The 14,197-nt window shown below is 35.2% G+C and carries 16 protein-coding genes; 5 read left to right on the top strand and 11 right to left on the bottom strand.

Annotation, left to right across the window (positions count from 1 at the left end):
* Window positions 1–45: 45 nt before the first annotated feature.
* Window positions 46–414, top strand: coding sequence for a glutaredoxin (locus HF196_RS00625; protein WP_168455372.1), 369 nt, complete (start codon window positions 46–48; stop codon window positions 412–414).
* A gap of 117 nt (window positions 415–531) precedes the next feature.
* Window positions 532–1,404 carry a hypothetical protein gene (locus tag HF196_RS00620; RefSeq protein ID WP_168455371.1) on the top strand — a complete coding sequence of 291 codons (873 nt, stop codon included), beginning with the start codon at window positions 532–534 and terminating at the stop codon, window positions 1,402–1,404.
* A gap of 48 nt (window positions 1,405–1,452) precedes the next feature.
* On the opposite strand, the gene HF196_RS00615 is transcribed toward HF196_RS00620, so the two are convergent.
* From HF196_RS00615 to ruvA, 4 genes are all read right to left on the bottom strand, one after another.
* Window positions 1,453–1,962 (bottom strand): DNA-3-methyladenine glycosylase, encoded by a 510-nt coding sequence (locus HF196_RS00615; protein WP_168455370.1) that lies wholly within the window; start codon window positions 1,960–1,962, stop codon window positions 1,453–1,455.
* 46 nt (window positions 1,963–2,008) lie between these two features.
* Window positions 2,009–3,091 (bottom strand): hypothetical protein, encoded by a 1,083-nt coding sequence (locus tag HF196_RS00610; RefSeq protein ID WP_174855501.1) that lies wholly within the window; start codon window positions 3,089–3,091, stop codon window positions 2,009–2,011.
* 62 nt (window positions 3,092–3,153) lie between these two features.
* The gene (ruvB, locus tag HF196_RS00605) at window positions 3,154–4,134 is read right to left on the bottom strand and encodes a Holliday junction branch migration DNA helicase RuvB (protein WP_168455369.1); all 981 of its coding nucleotides are present in this window, start codon (window positions 4,132–4,134) and stop codon (window positions 3,154–3,156) included.
* The gene (gene ruvA / locus HF196_RS00600) at window positions 4,131–4,712 is read right to left on the bottom strand and encodes a Holliday junction branch migration protein RuvA (protein WP_168456224.1); all 582 of its coding nucleotides are present in this window, start codon (window positions 4,710–4,712) and stop codon (window positions 4,131–4,133) included. Before ruvA ends, ruvB begins: the two co-directional genes overlap by 4 nt.
* Before the next feature lie 330 nt (window positions 4,713–5,042).
* Here ruvA and smpB point away from each other — a divergent pair, with 330 nt between their 5' ends.
* The gene (gene smpB / locus HF196_RS00595) at window positions 5,043–5,492 is read left to right on the top strand and encodes an SsrA-binding protein SmpB (RefSeq protein ID WP_168455368.1); all 450 of its coding nucleotides are present in this window, start codon (window positions 5,043–5,045) and stop codon (window positions 5,490–5,492) included.
* A 6-nt stretch (window positions 5,493–5,498) separates the two neighbouring features.
* Window positions 5,499–6,278, top strand: coding sequence for a prolipoprotein diacylglyceryl transferase (gene lgt, locus HF196_RS00590; RefSeq protein WP_168455367.1), 780 nt, complete (start codon window positions 5,499–5,501; stop codon window positions 6,276–6,278).
* Window positions 6,279–6,309: 31 nt separating this feature from the next.
* Here the strand turns inward: lgt and HF196_RS05980 are convergent, their stop codons facing one another.
* The 4 genes from HF196_RS05980 to HF196_RS00580 form a co-directional block, all read right to left on the bottom strand.
* Complete coding sequence (locus HF196_RS05980; protein ID WP_256359379.1) at window positions 6,310–6,444, bottom strand: hypothetical protein; 135 nt, start codon at window positions 6,442–6,444, stop codon at window positions 6,310–6,312.
* 97 nt (window positions 6,445–6,541) lie between these two features.
* Complete coding sequence (locus HF196_RS00585; RefSeq protein ID WP_168455366.1) at window positions 6,542–6,709, bottom strand: hypothetical protein; 168 nt, start codon at window positions 6,707–6,709, stop codon at window positions 6,542–6,544.
* Window positions 6,655–6,789, bottom strand: a complete 135-nt coding sequence (locus HF196_RS05975; protein WP_256359379.1) for a hypothetical protein — start codon at window positions 6,787–6,789, stop codon at window positions 6,655–6,657. Before HF196_RS05975 ends, HF196_RS00585 begins: the two co-directional genes overlap by 55 nt.
* A gap of 370 nt (window positions 6,790–7,159) precedes the next feature.
* On the bottom strand, window positions 7,160–10,042 hold the full coding sequence (locus HF196_RS00580; protein WP_168455365.1) for a PD-(D/E)XK nuclease family protein: 2,883 nt from the start codon (window positions 10,040–10,042) through the stop codon (window positions 7,160–7,162).
* A gap of 839 nt (window positions 10,043–10,881) precedes the next feature.
* On the opposite strand from HF196_RS00580, the gene HF196_RS00575 reads away from it, so the two are divergent.
* Window positions 10,882–11,916 (top strand): efflux RND transporter periplasmic adaptor subunit, encoded by a 1,035-nt coding sequence (locus tag HF196_RS00575; RefSeq protein ID WP_246198563.1) that lies wholly within the window; start codon window positions 10,882–10,884, stop codon window positions 11,914–11,916.
* Window positions 11,917–12,089: 173 nt separating this feature from the next.
* On the opposite strand, the gene HF196_RS00570 is transcribed toward HF196_RS00575, so the two are convergent.
* The 3 genes from HF196_RS00570 to rpmE form a co-directional block, all read right to left on the bottom strand.
* Window positions 12,090–13,064, bottom strand: a complete 975-nt coding sequence (locus HF196_RS00570; RefSeq protein ID WP_168455363.1) for a hypothetical protein — start codon at window positions 13,062–13,064, stop codon at window positions 12,090–12,092.
* A gap of 91 nt (window positions 13,065–13,155) precedes the next feature.
* Window positions 13,156–13,950 (bottom strand): NAD kinase, encoded by a 795-nt coding sequence (locus tag HF196_RS00565; protein ID WP_168455362.1) that lies wholly within the window; start codon window positions 13,948–13,950, stop codon window positions 13,156–13,158.
* Window positions 13,951–13,983: 33 nt separating this feature from the next.
* Entirely contained in the window at window positions 13,984–14,196 is a 213-nt protein-coding gene (gene rpmE, locus HF196_RS00560) for a 50S ribosomal protein L31 (RefSeq protein ID WP_168455361.1), read from the bottom strand.
* Window position 14,197 lies beyond the last annotated feature (1 nt).

The following is a 14,197-nucleotide window of genomic DNA, read 5'->3' as shown; positions in this document are numbered from 1 at the left end:
CTTATATATAATAGCTGTATTTTATAAACTACGGAGATATAAATAATGAAAAATGCTAAAGGAAAGGTTGTGATATACGTAAAGCAATACTGCCCATTCTGCAAAAGAGCAAAGGAACTACTGGATAAGAAAGGTGTGGAATATGAAGAAATTGATGTACTCAAAAACTCGGATTTATTCAATGAAATCAAGTCAAAATATAATGTTAGAACAGTTCCACAAATTTTTATCACCGATGAAGATGGTAATTACATACAACACATTGCTGGATATGATAAATTGATTGATCTTGAAAGAGAGGGAAAGTTAAATGATATTTTGAACAATGATACCGATCGCATTGATGTCACAACCTACACAAAGAGCAATGATGAATATGAAGAATATGTTTTATCACATGACGACTTTATGTGATTTTCCTCACTTTTACTGTCATATAGTGCACGAATGAGGAGCTAGCATGCCCACTTTAAACAAATTTTAATGGATTAAAAATACAATTCATTTAGTGAGTTTTTTTAGTGAGCAAAAATGACACAGAATATTTCAGTTGTTAGTAAGGGCTTAATCAGTATTGAGCTAGCCAACAAACAAGATTTAGAGAATTTTATCAAGATTTTTACAGTGCTTGATAAGCACGTAGCAGCAAAAACTCTTTTTACAGAGGAAGTGAGAATAGAGTACAAACAACACGATAACATCGAGGTTGTCAATTTATTAAAAAGTTTAGGCTTTACTTATCATGATGTTGAAAATATATTACATCACTTGAGTAGACATGGAATGGAGATACCTAGTAGCGTTATAGCATACGCTCTCTTTTCTGCGTACAATAGTGGACTTGAATCTAAGGATATAGCATTTTCCCTTTTTAAGGGCTTTCCACAATTTAACATTAGAGTGAATAAAAATACCTTCACAATAACTCCTATGAGCGAAGAAAATTTAGAATTGAATTCACAAAGTAGCAGAATGTTCATAGAGTTATTAAAGAGCGAGAAAAGTATATATGACTGTGTAGTGAAAGGCAATACTATCAATATTGTAGTACATTCTGAAATGCACCAAGTCATAAATTCGATTGTAAAATTATTGATAAAATCTTGCCTTTTAGCGCAGGAGGAAGAAATGAAACTTAAAGAGAGATTAAGACAACTTGCTTTTAAGGATCAAGCTTTTGTTGAGTATTCTAGCATCAAAACTATAAATAGATATCCACACAATCATCCTTTAAGAAAGTATGAAAGCATTACCAAAGGTATAGAGAACATCTTATGTGACTTTATAACAAATGAAAACAGTGAGTCTACTATAGAAAAACTAAATAGGCTGAACTTAAAGATTTCTCCAGATACCCCAAGGGTCATTACTAAAACCATAGATAAGCTTGTTAAGTTTCACTGAGGTATTTTGCATGTTATTCCCGTGTTGCACATGGGAATAACACCAAAATTAAAAAATCTTAAATCGCCAAAATTTTTCTCTACCTTTGCTGATCCCAATTCTTGGGGTACAAACATAATCTGGTTTGAGAGAGGACTCATAAACACAAAATTCATGGCTTATAGTGAGGTCCTGTTTGTTGTGTTCTTTTGTAATATTCAGTCTTTTGCACAACATTCCTGGTCCACCTAGATTTGCCTCAAGTGGTTCGATGAGCTTTAATCCTCGTATCAACACTGCAGCTGGAAACCCTTCTGTTTCCGTCACAATATTCAAACAGTGATACATTCCATATATAAAGTACACATATGAAAACCCCGGTGTGCCAAACATTACTGAGGTTCGATTGGTATAACCTCGTGCTGCATGACAAGCTGGATCATCCATTCCTATATAGGCTTCAACTTCAGTTATTATTCCATTAAAGTTAGAAAACTTTAATGTTTTTCCTAACAATTCTCCAGCTACAACCAAAGTTGGTCGTTCATAAAAACTTCTTGGTAATATTATGTTGCTCATCACAGAGGTATAAATTACTTGCAAGCAACTTATACTAGAAACTTCACTACTTTACCTGCTTAGCTTGGGCAGTAGAAGCTTGTTGCTGTGGTGGCATGTTTATGTTTGTCAGATGTGGGAAAACCTGCGTTGTTTCAGCACTTTTTTGTTGCAATTGTGATGCTAATGCTTCATGTAAAGACTTTAACTCGTATTGCCTTCCTACCTTCACCTCTCTATGCGCAAGTAACTGTTCTTCGGTTATGCCATTGCCTTCGACAAGTTTTATAGAACCATCATCACTAATGAGAATTTTTACTTTACATTCTTTCCCTTCAACGTACCACTTTAGAGTCATTTCATACGACCCATTTGCTACTTCATAAATTCTTTTCCCATCATTATCAATTCGGCAACGTATTCCTCTTTTTTCAGATTGATCATCAGTAGGCAGCATCAATGTAACTGCTCTTACATGACATTTTTTGCACATATCACCACCTAGAATATCAACCATATTTATCTCTTTACTATTATCACCCAGCATAATTCTTACTGAAGGCTCAACAATACCATTTTCATTCATAGAAGCAAATTTGGCTTCTTTCAGTCTTATAAATTTTACAGTATTATTTTTTGCATTTTCAGATATCTCTTGCTTAATGCATTCAGCAACCCTGCCTCTAATATCCTTACCTTTATATTTATTCTCACCTCGAGTAGTATACTTATACGTACCATCACTATCTTTATGAACGTAAGGTTCTGGTTTTCTCTTATTAGTGGTATTAGCAGAAGGGTCATTCTGCAACACAAAGAATCTATTCCATGCTTCCTCATCATCAAGAATGATATATTTATGTTTGTCTTTATCCAATGTTGATTTAGGTACATTCTGAGTGCTCAAATCACTAGAAAGTCCTTCTGTTACAGTCGTATCAGAACCATCGTTTGCTCTTGCTTCACTATTTAGAAGGACAAGACACTCTTCCTGCTTTTTTCGACTCGGCTTTGAAGGTACAGTATCAAAAGAAGGTTCTTCCACCATAAGTGCATAAGGATTTTTAACTTTATCTTTAATTGGAAAATAAATAGCTTCCCAAAATTTTCTAATCTTGTCTAGCATGTACTCCTCTATTATTGCTAACACATAATCTTAGCATGCAAGTACTAGATAAGTTAGTCAATACCTAATTATGGCAGAAAAGTTATTTAATACCGAAGGCTCAAATACTCCTTTGCTTGATCGGTTAAAACACGTCCTCTTGGTGTGCGCTTTACAAAACTGATTTTGATTAAATAAGGTTCTACCGTTTCTTCAATATTACCAGCATCTTCAGATAACGCGATAGATATGGTATCGATTCCAACAGGTCCTGAGGTGTTGAATAAAAATCCTAGATAATCCATATCTAATTTATTTAATCCCATCTTATCTATGCCCAATTTTGATAGCGCAGAGTTAGCAATTTCATAGGTAATTTTTTTATCATCTTCCGCTTCAACAAAATCTCTTATTCTTCTGAGTAACCTCAAAGCAATTCTTGGAGTGCTGCGTGCACGGCAGGCAATTTCCCGTATGGCACTCTCTTCGATTTCAGCAGAAAGAACTCTTGCACCTCTTTTTATAATGTCAACCAATTCCTCAAAAGAATAAAACTCAAGGTGCAAAGGGATGCCAAAACGATCCCTCAGCGGTGCAGAAAGCAGTCCAAGCCGCGTTGTTGCTCCAACCAACGTAAATGGTGGCAAATCTATCCTTAAAGTGCGAGTAGATGGGCCTTCGCCTACCAGTATATCTAAGCAAAAGTCTTCCATGGCGGTATATAAGACTTCTTCAATGCTGCGATTTAACCTATGGATTTCGTCGATAAACAAAACATCTTTTGCATTTAAAGTGGTAAGCACTGCAGCTAAATCTCCAGCTTTATTAAGTAAAGGACCAGAAGTAGCGCGAAAGCTAACCCTTAACTCTTTAGAGACAATTTGTGCTAAAGTTGTTTTGCCAAGCCCTGGAGGACCGTGTAGTAAAACATGATCCAAAGCTTCAGTTCTCGTTTTTGCAGCGCTTATAAATACTTTTAAATTTTGTATTAAATCTTTTTGCCCAACAAAATCATCGAGTCGCTCAGGCCTGATGTTTATATTACGCGCATCTTCAGCATATTCTTTGCCACATGATATTGACTTCATAATGTTGAAAGCCCCCTAAGCGCAGCACGAATAATGTCCTTAGTGTCTAGGTCTGGTGATTCGTCTTGTATTTTTTTTACCGTATCATAAGCTTTCACTTTCTCATACCCAAGATTGATCAAAGCTGAAACAGCATCCTCTTTGATTGGATGAAAGTTATTGTTATTTACTTCTAATTTACTTACTTTGCCACTCAGTTCCGTAATAATTCGATTGATGAGTTTCAAACCAAGTCCGCTCATCTTGAGCGCCACTTTATCCTCATTCATAATTGCCAAAAACAACTGCTCTGGGGTTAATTTACTCAAAATGGACATCGCAGTTTTATAGCTAACGCCGCTCACTTTAACAAGCAAGCGCAGGCACTGCTGCTCTTCTTTGCTTATAAAACCATAGAGCTGAGTAATATTTTCTCTACTGCTTGCATAGGTTTCAATAAGTAATTTTATTTTACTTCCAGTAGAGCATGCACCTAAAGTTTTGGCTGAAAGGTACACTATATAGCCAACATCATTTACATTCAGGATTATATGATCGCTATGAACTTCGTCGACTATTCCGCTTAGGTTTCCTATCATTTCTAGCACTGTATAGAGTCCAGTTTAAAAATTCATGAATATCAGGTCAAGCCCCTTAGCGATTCCACTCACTTTTTTGAAAAGAACAATATGGCGATAAAACTAAGATACTGCTTGCATAACAGACTTTTGGCAGCATATTAAAAGAAATCACTTAACTACCCCCATAAGACCCCTCATCATGGAAATTGGTATAACTTATAAGATTCACATTTTCTACTTTTAGTCTTGCTATACGTATTTGTTTCTCTACAATATTATCTTCTTAAAATTGCTGCGGAAGCTAAAAATCCTGTAGTATACTAAAGCTTGAAGGGATATCTTTAAAATATGGAAGTCATTGCAGAAAATAGAAAAGCAAGGTTTGAATACTTCATCTTAGAAGAATTTGAAGCAGGTATGGTCCTCTTAAGTAGTGAAGTTAAATCGCTGAGGGAAAGAAAAGCAAACATTTCTGACGCTTACGTTATCGAAAAAAACGGTGAAATATGGCTGCACAATATGCATATTGCAGAATATAAAGCTGCAAACAAAAGAAACCATAAGCCGAAAAGGGAACGTAAATTACTCCTGCATAAAAAAGAGATAAATAAACTCATTGGCCAAATTAAAACTGCTGGAATAACTGTTGTGCCACTTTCAATTTATTTCAATGATAAAGGATTGGCAAAAACTAAAATTGCCATTGCAAAAGGAAAAAAACTCTACGACAAGAGAGCAACCATAAAACAAAGAGAGTGGGATCGTGAGAAAAGTAGACTGTCTAAAAATGATTTATAGCAAGATATGTCTTTAAATCCAGTAATTTTTAGCATCGGTCCAATCTCAATATATTGGTATTCTTTAGCATATGTTCTGGGTATAGTGTTTGCATATTGGTATTTACACAAATTGGACAACCAAAAAATATTTACCAAGAGTTTTTACGATTCATTGTTAACAGCCATTATTGTAGGTATTATCCTTGGAGGTAGACTTGGCTACGTGTTGATATACGATCCAGTTTTTTATATGAGCAATCCTGTAGAGATACTGAAAACCTGGGGGGGAGGAATGTCATTCCACGGTGGTGCCATAGGAGCTTTGTGTGCAGTAATAATTTCGTGTAAAAGACATAACATTCCTATATTTTATACGCTGGATTTAATTTCCTGCGGAGTTCCCGTAGGCTTATTTCTAGGTCGCATAGGCAACTTCATAAACGGAGAGTTATTTGGCAGAGTTACAACTGTGCCATGGGGCATGGTATTTCCCGAAAGTGGTGATAATTTGCTACGCCACCCAAGTCAGCTCTATGAGGCATTTTTGGAAGGATTGCTATTTTTTGCAGTTATAAATTTACTGTTTTTCTTGACTAGAATAAGGCTATACCGCGGTGCATTAACTGGTATTGCAATTATGTGGTATGGAATAGTGCGTTTTATAGTTGAGTTTTTCCGCGAACCAGACTACCAAGTTGGCTATTTATGGCTTGATTTGACTATGGGCCAGTTGCTTTCAGTACCCATGGTTTTGCTGGGAGTAATCTTATTTTCGATTTTATATAAAAATGAAAATAAGGCTTGATCTATTTGCATGGATGAACATAAGAGACCTCTTATTTTCGATTTTGCGTAAAAATGAAAATAAGGCTGGATTCCAGCGTCAAGCACTGGAATGACACCTTCAGAAAGTGGACCAGCGCTGGAATGACAGGGTTATGGATGTCATCCGAATGGCCCAACGATGTCATCTGAGTAGTCCAATGATGTCATCCGAGTAGCCACCTATAATGTCATCCCAGTGCTCCGACACTGGGATCTAGTCTTCTTTTTCACTGGATTCCAGCGTCACGCGCTGGAATGACACCCTTCGATGAAAATAAGAAACCTCTTATTTTCGATTCTGTATAAAAATGAAAATAAGGCTTTATCTATTTGTATGGATGAACATAAGAAACCTCTTATTTTCGATTTTGCGTAAAAATGAAAATAAGGCTGGATTCCAGCGTCAAGCACTGGAATGACACCTTCAGAAAGTGGACCAGCGCTGGAATGACAGGGTTATGGATGTCATCCGAATGGCCCAACGATGTCATCTGAGTAGTCCAATGATGTCATCCGAGTAGCCACCTATAATGTCATCCCAGTGCTCCGACACTGGGATCTAGTCTTCTTTTTCACTGGATTCCAGCGTCACGCGCTGGAATGACACCCTTCGATGAACATAAGAAATCTCTTATTTTCGATTCTATATAAAAATGAAAATAAGGCTTACCTTATTTGCGTGGATGAACATAAGAGACCTCTTATTTTCGATTTTGCGTAAAAGTGAAAATAAGGCTGGATTCCAGCGTCACGTGCTGGAATGACACCCTTTGTTGTAAATTCACTTTTACTCTATGGTTATCTTTTTATACTACCTTTAATGCTGTAATACTCTTCTAAGCTACTTGGCTTAGGTTTGCTTTACAACCACTCCCCTACTCTTTCCAGTTGTTTATAGCTGTTAAACCTCAGGAACTTAGCAAAATATGGAGAGGCAATAAAAGGTGTGGAATTACTTAGATAATTAGATAAAAAACCAGGCAGATCATTCTGAAATTCTTGCATTTTTTGTCTATAATCCTTCAAAGCAACAACCTTTATTTTATCATAGTCAAGCTTCCAATAAGCAAGCTCCGCAACTTCCTTTTTTGTTGTGTATTCTACTGCTAAAGCTTGTAAAATTAATTGCGGAAAAAATCCTGACATAACCTCCTCATTGGAAGGCGGTGAGCCGAGTTTATAGTCTATAATTGCTACTTGCCCATCTGGCAGATATTCAATTCTGTCGCATCTTGCTGTCAGTAAAATTTCTTGTGGGATCAGATCCCTATTTGTCATCCAGGCAGTTTCTTTTGTCATTCCAGTGCTTGACACTGGAATCCAGTTTCCATTATACAATTGTTTGAAGTTTTCTGGATCCCAGTGTCGGGGCACTGGGATGACACCCTTCTTAGTGGAGGTTGTACAGCATCCGTACAGTTGTGTGTCATGCGCTGAAACGGGAGATATAGGATAGGAAAAGCTCTTTTCTAACTCAATATCATCGTTTCGACTCCCATCAAGTTCGACAAAAGATTGAATTATCCTTTGCAGTCTTACCCACCACATATTTGAAAAACTAAACTGACTAGTCGAGAATGCTTCTCGTGCAATGCTCATCAGCGACTTTTTGTTGCGTAAATATCTTGCAAGAATGTTATGTACCATAGTGCCAAATTCCAATATCGATGGCTTAAGATTCAAGTCTCTTAATTGTTTAAGGCCCAGTATATATTCAACGTAAAATGAATAAGGATTACGAATTAGCTTTTCTATTGCACTGCAAGACATCACTTGCATTTTTTCTTTTCTAACTTCAGCTTGAGGCTTTGGCACGGGCTGAGTACATGGAACAACACGCTCAGGTGTATTCAGCATTCTTAGCCAATCGCGATAAGGATATTTTGGTTCTTGTAATAAGACTTCCAAACGACGCAATAGAATTGACTTCCTATCGCTCAGTAATCTTGTAATATAAACTTTGCTTGCACCAAACAAATTGCGCAGAGTATACAAAAAATACCCCTGTTCTTTTTGCACAGAAGGAAGGTTAAATTTTTCTCTAGTCAGCGCATTCAAAAATGGATTTTGGAAACTTGGTACGTCGTTGAATCCAGCAAGTATTACAACTTTATTGTGATATAAACTGAATTTATTGAAGTGGTTTTCTGCGGAAAAAAACTCTTTCTTTAAAAAGAATGCCAGAACTTCGCTATACAACTCTAAGGAACATTTAATTGCCACACCCTCGCATGCATTCAAAAAATTACAGATAAAATCACCTACTTCATTATTTAACCTTGAAAAATCCACATTAGAAAGCATATTGACACACTGCAAATGAGCTGCTGCTACATCAGAAATGGAGCGATTTATAACATCTGTTAAGTAGCTGAATATAGCCTCCAACTTACTGATAATAAGCAATATATCCTCTTTATATTTCAGCTTTTCACAGGCATTGACAGCATTTATAATATCGCTCAGGCTATTTGTATTAAAGCTGCGTAATATCTCTATTTCAAACTCAGATAAAATTCGAACGTATTCTTCTTCAGTGTAACCAAAAGTTACTAGTTTATGTCTAAGAAGTGAAAGTAATGACACACTGTTCCAATTTGAGGTTAAAACTTCGATACTGTAAAGTAGAAGTGTTACATAAGAGTAGCTTTCCGATATAGAACATACCACACGAGCTGCAAGTAATTTATCAAAAACGACCAAAGAAACGTTTTCATGACCTTCATTCTCTACAATTAATGATACCAGCTGGGCTTCTTCCTCTCTTGAATCGCAAGTGATGACTTCGATATTTTCAATATGATTATCACCAACTTTACTTAGATCAGCAGTTGTATCGAAGATATAATCCAGATATTCTCTAGAACTTCCTGTCATTTCAGCCCTCTGATTTTTAGTGTACGAACATTGTAATTTGCAGGTAATTTGAGTAGTAGATGGTGTCATCCCAGTGTCAAGCACTGGAATGACATCAGAACACGCTTCTGGCAGAAAACTTACATCCTTTCTATCTGTATCTAAATAATCTAGAAGATCTTTCAGGCAATATTGATAGTGTTTTTTATCAAGTGATTTCCAATCTTTCTCTTTAATTTTCAAATTCAGGTTAGGTAAAATTACTTGTCCAAATGGTAATTCATATATAGCCTTGATCAGCGATTTGCAAATTTCCTCCTTTCCAATTCCAACAAAGATTATATGCTGATCTTTCTGTAAAGAGACTATCATGTTGTTTATATAGTCACTTTTATGTTCTAATATATCCACTACTCCTAAACCTTTTAAGGTTTTATTCCAAGTTTTAATAAGTAAGTTGATAAAATCTTCTATTTTTTTTGAATGTTCATCGAATCGGTAATGATCTGTTATTTGGGCACACTGAAGCAGTGATGGCAAACTATAGGCTAAATCTATGGGAAAATTGTCGTTATTTCTTTTATTCCACTCCAATATGAACTCAATCAATAACAGTATCCTCTTTATTGGCTTGATAACCTCAACTCTATCAAGATTTAATATTAAGTCTTCCTCATCAATGTTCTCTAGTGAAACTATCTCTGGCAAAACTATGCATTTTTCAGCACTGTAATTCTTGAATGCATTCAGCAATGCTATCACATCACCTTTACAGGGAAGTATGATTTTTACCTCAGCAAATTCTTCTTTCTTATATTCAGAAAATATGTGCTGAACCAGTGCATCAAAAAAGGACTCATCTACGTTAGCAGTAAAAATTCTTCCCATGAAAAATGACAACTAGTACGATGTTTTATTGTATGGAACTTATTCTGGAAATAAATATTTTTTTGCTCCGAAAGCCTATTGCTAAACCTCAAGTCCTGCTCCTCTTGGATCTGTTTTAGTTTTATTCATTTCAGCATTAGGGTTAATAAATTTACCAAACAAGAAAAAAAGCAAAAGAAACCCCGTTGGTGGCTAATTATTTATATTAACTTTATAAACTGGCGTTTTTTTATTCTAAACGTCTAATCTCGCTGCTTTTAAACCGCAACTGATCTAAATTTAAACGTTAAGAAATTTACCAAGCAGAAAAAAGGCAAAAGAAACCCTGTTAGCTAGTTATTCACTATCTATCTTTTAATCGGCGTTTTTTACTGTTTTAAACGCTTTAACAAGCGCATTTTAGCTTATATAGGTAAAAACCTTGAAAGTTTATTAAAGACATAAGTGCACATAGTGCAAAAAATTAAACATGAGACGCCAAATACATTGAGTTTTTTGTCATTTTATCTGCACAGACTGAAGATAAATAAATAGCTTCAGCCATATGGTAAGCGTACTTTTTGAAACTGTCAAGTGGTTTCTTTCAATGAATTGCTATACAATTTTTATAAGTTTCTACTGTTTTCAACTGGATAAAAACCTTTATGTAAAACAACATTACTGAAATTCTAATAGTTTGATAATGGGCACAATTTACTTTTTGTTTACAGGACTATTTATGGAGTGACAATAGCAGCAATATGCTTAATATTGTACTTAATATTTCTGATCCTAGAATTTAACTTATGCTACTATTTCTAACAAAACTGATTAATAAATTTTATTGCTTAAACTTAAAGATGAGGAATAAAGTAATCATCATTTCTAGCGTTGCTCTTATTCTGTTATTCTTTGTCAACAGTGTACTTTTGAGGAAAAATCAAATAGTTAATAGCGGTAATGCAACTAGTAGTTTTTCAGTAAAAATTCAGGAATTCAAGCCGCGAAGTCGCACTATATATTTGAGCTTTTCTGGCACAGTAAATCCCTTATATAGGGCCAGCCTTGCCTCAGAAGTAAGTGGTAAAGTTACTGCCATTTATTTACTTGATGGGGAGAAGGTGAAAAAAAATGATATAGTGTTAAAGATAGAAGATTGTGGTCGTACTGAGCAAGCTGAAGGAGCCAAGGCACTTTTAAGGCAGCGCGAAATTGAATATGATTCCTCTGTCAAGCTAAGTAAAAAAGGGCATAGAGCGCAAATGCAAGTAGAGGAAGCCTTTACGGCATTGCAAAGTGCAAAAGCTAACCTAAAAAGGCTGGAGTTAGATTTGGAAAATACTGCTGTTAAATCGCCTATTGACGGTTATATAGACAAGATCAACGTAAATGAAGGAGACTTTATTCAGGTTGGGCAAAAAATAACTGATATAGTTAATTTTGATCAGGTTCTTGTGGTTCTGTACGTTTCAGAAAGTGAAGTAGATAAGATGGAGATAGGTAGTACAGCTCAAATTAATTTGCTAGGCGGAAGGAAACTAGAAGGTAAAGTAAGTTTCATCAGTAAGGTTGCTGAGCCTAAAACTGGATCTTATAGGATAGAGGTAAAAGTAGCTAATAACGAAATAATATCCCTGCAGGGATTAACTGCCAACGTCAGGCTGCCTTCAGGCAAAAAGTTTGCATATAAAATTCCTTCTTCAGCTCTAAACTTAAATGATGAGGGTATTCTTGGAATAAAAGTTGTTAATGACAACGGTTATGTAGTGTTCATACCGATCAAAATTGTTGACCACGAAAGCGATGGAGTTTGGGTCATAGTACATAACGAAGACAAGCCTATAAAATTAATAACATTGGGTCACTTGTTTGTTAAACCTGGCGATAGGGTTTAGTTTGTGTATGCACTAGACATGCTGTAATTGTTCAGGCAATGGCGCAACGGTTGCAAACTTTCAAACATTAAGCTGAAAGAATTTAAAAGCAGTTAGCGTTAAAATTAAGAAACGCTAACTTTAAAATACTAATTTGTCTTATTTTCTGCTTAGATTATGCAAAAAGCACATTTTTACAATGCTAAAATAGTTATTTTACCTTTTGTGTCGGAGTTATCGTTATAATGCCTAATAACAATAGTTTCTATCTCTGTACTTATTTCTTTGCATTTGCCTTTTACTTCTTCACAGTATCGATTGTTTCTTACTTCAATATTATCGTTAACAAGTATATCGAACTTTAATGGTTCTATATCTGTTTTCTTATTATGATAGTACGCAAGCATGCATACTAGAGATACTGTAAGTACAGTCAAAACTGCAGCAACTATGATTAGTTCTCTATTACGGGCACTGGAGAAGAATTTGGAGGCTATTAGTTCTTCTTTTCCACCACTAAAACTAAAAGACTTAATAAAGCCTTCTGGTCCTAGTTGTAAATACTTAGTAAGTGGATATATAGAGCCAGTAGTTATAAGTGTAGAGAGACAAACGTTGAATAATACTCTTTCATTTGCTAATTTTAATTTTTTATAGGTAAAATCTGGTATGTTTCTATGCCCTGCATAACTCTTATTTTTAAATTTTATTAGATCATTGTTCTTTTTATATACCTTAATATCATGAACTAAATTATCGTTACTCACCACATTGCTTAAATCATCAAGACTGTGCACAGTTGGCGATTCAGTATTTCTATAATTATGTATAAAAGTACACAAACTTATAGTAGCTAATACAGAAGATATGGCTATTAGTGGCCATGTTTGAAAACTTTTTACGTAATTTATAAAATCTACTGTCTCTTTTAAATAAAACAGACGATATAAATATGAACAAGACAGATACGCTGTAATGAGAAAAGAACTTGTTGCAGGAAGTATAAAGCTCCTCTGCTGCATAGCATATTTTGCTCTTGGCCAGATTCTGTTTGTTTTCTTTTTTGAATTGATTAAAGAAACCTCTGAATCTATGTTGCTATTAGTATCATCACTGTTTTGCGAAACGCTTGTTCTAGGTGCTGGTATAGGCGCTAATCCTTCTGGCATTTTACTCTCCGAAACTAATTACTATGCTGTGTTAATTACACTATAGTTGTTAAGATGTAGTAAATACTAATTTAAGAATAAATATGAAAATTTAGTATAAGAACTGCCGATCAAAGATTCTTTCGTCTAGTGAATAATCTATGTCAAAAAGTAAAGTGACTGTATTCTCATGGTCTTTTTGCATTTTTATTTGTGATATGTGATGAAACTCCTTGTAATCTGATACTACAAGTGCTGGACGATTTTCCACATTGTTAATGTCGATTTGCACGATTGTATCATTTGAAATTAACGCTCCATTCCAATGCCTTGGGTAGTAGCTATTGATGGAGGTCAGTGCAAGTAAGTTTGAGTTTAGTGGTAAAATTGGACCACCAGCAGAAAAGTTATACGCAGTGCTACCTGTTGGGGTAGACAATATTATTCCATCCCCTCTAAATTTTTCTATTTTTAGTTTTCCATTTATGGTAACATCCATTTCTACTATTTGATTCGCTTTTCTAAAGACATATACTTCGTTCACTGCTATATAATAATATTTCTTACCACCTATATCTGTGGCTTCCATTTTTAACAAAGTGAGCTGTGTTGGAGTTGCGTGCTCTATATGATCAACTAGATTTTTACTGCAGCTAAAGCACTTATTCATCAAAAACCCAACATTACCAGTGTTTACCCCGTACACATGTATGTTTTTATTTCCTATTACGTAATTATGCAGGGTGCGCAGCATAAAGCCATCACCACCAATAACTATGAGTAGATCAATTTCGGATTTATTTTCCTCTGTTATATTGATAAGATTAAATTTTTGTAACAGTTTGATTACTTCCTGCGATTTTAGCGATGGAGAAGCAACATAGCCTATATTTTTGTACTTATGCATGCTTCAGTCAGTTCTCTAAAACAAAAAAGGAAATTAAAAAATACTCCCATATCTATCGTTAAACTTAGCTACTCTGCTAGTTTTGCTTGCCGATCCGCTTGTCAAACTTCCAGTCCATGCAGGGTGGGTTAGAGGATCCCTATCGAGTTTTATTTTATCGCCTTCCTTCCCATAAGTGGAGCGAGTTTCAAACTCCTTACCATCTGTCATAATTATAGTAATTTTATGATAATCAATTTTTGTCATT

This window comes from Wolbachia endosymbiont of Ctenocephalides felis wCfeJ (genome assembly GCF_012277315.1).
In the GTDB taxonomy this organism is placed as follows: Bacteria; Pseudomonadota; Alphaproteobacteria; order Rickettsiales; family Anaplasmataceae; genus Wolbachia.
This window is presented reverse-complemented; position numbering and strand designations above follow the sequence as displayed.

Bases quoted from the DNA above. Each gene is read 5' to 3' on its own strand.
- HF196_RS00615 (WP_168455370.1), bottom strand. From the start codon at position 1,962: ATGAGCAACATAATATTACCAAGAAGTTTTTATGAACGACCAACTTTG.
- lgt (WP_168455367.1), top strand. From the start codon at position 5,499: ATGTCTTTAAATCCAGTAATTTTTAGCATCGGTCCAATCTCAATATAT.
- ruvA (WP_168456224.1), bottom strand. From the start codon at position 4,712: ATGATAGGAAACCTAAGCGGAATAGTCGACGAAGTTCATAGCGATCAT.
- HF196_RS00565 (WP_168455362.1), bottom strand. From the start codon at position 13,950: ATGCATAAGTACAAAAATATAGGCTATGTTGCTTCTCCATCGCTAAAA.
- HF196_RS00570 (WP_168455363.1), bottom strand. From the start codon at position 13,064: ATGCCAGAAGGATTAGCGCCTATACCAGCACCTAGAACAAGCGTTTCG.
- ruvB (WP_168455369.1), bottom strand. From the start codon at position 4,134: ATGAAGTCAATATCATGTGGCAAAGAATATGCTGAAGATGCGCGTAAT.
- HF196_RS05975 (WP_256359379.1), bottom strand. From the start codon at position 6,789: ATGACATCGTTGGGCCATTCGGATGACATCCATAACCCTGTCATTCCA.
- HF196_RS00575 (WP_246198563.1), top strand. From the start codon at position 10,882: ATGAGGAATAAAGTAATCATCATTTCTAGCGTTGCTCTTATTCTGTTA.
- HF196_RS00620 (WP_168455371.1), top strand. From the start codon at position 532: ATGACACAGAATATTTCAGTTGTTAGTAAGGGCTTAATCAGTATTGAG.
- HF196_RS00580 (WP_168455365.1), bottom strand. From the start codon at position 10,042: ATGGGAAGAATTTTTACTGCTAACGTAGATGAGTCCTTTTTTGATGCA.
- rpmE (WP_168455361.1), bottom strand. From the start codon at position 14,196: ATGACAAAAATTGATTATCATAAAATTACTATAATTATGACAGATGGT.
- HF196_RS05980 (WP_256359379.1), bottom strand. From the start codon at position 6,444: ATGACATCGTTGGGCCATTCGGATGACATCCATAACCCTGTCATTCCA.
- HF196_RS00625 (WP_168455372.1), top strand. From the start codon at position 46: ATGAAAAATGCTAAAGGAAAGGTTGTGATATACGTAAAGCAATACTGC.
- smpB (WP_168455368.1), top strand. From the start codon at position 5,043: ATGGAAGTCATTGCAGAAAATAGAAAAGCAAGGTTTGAATACTTCATC.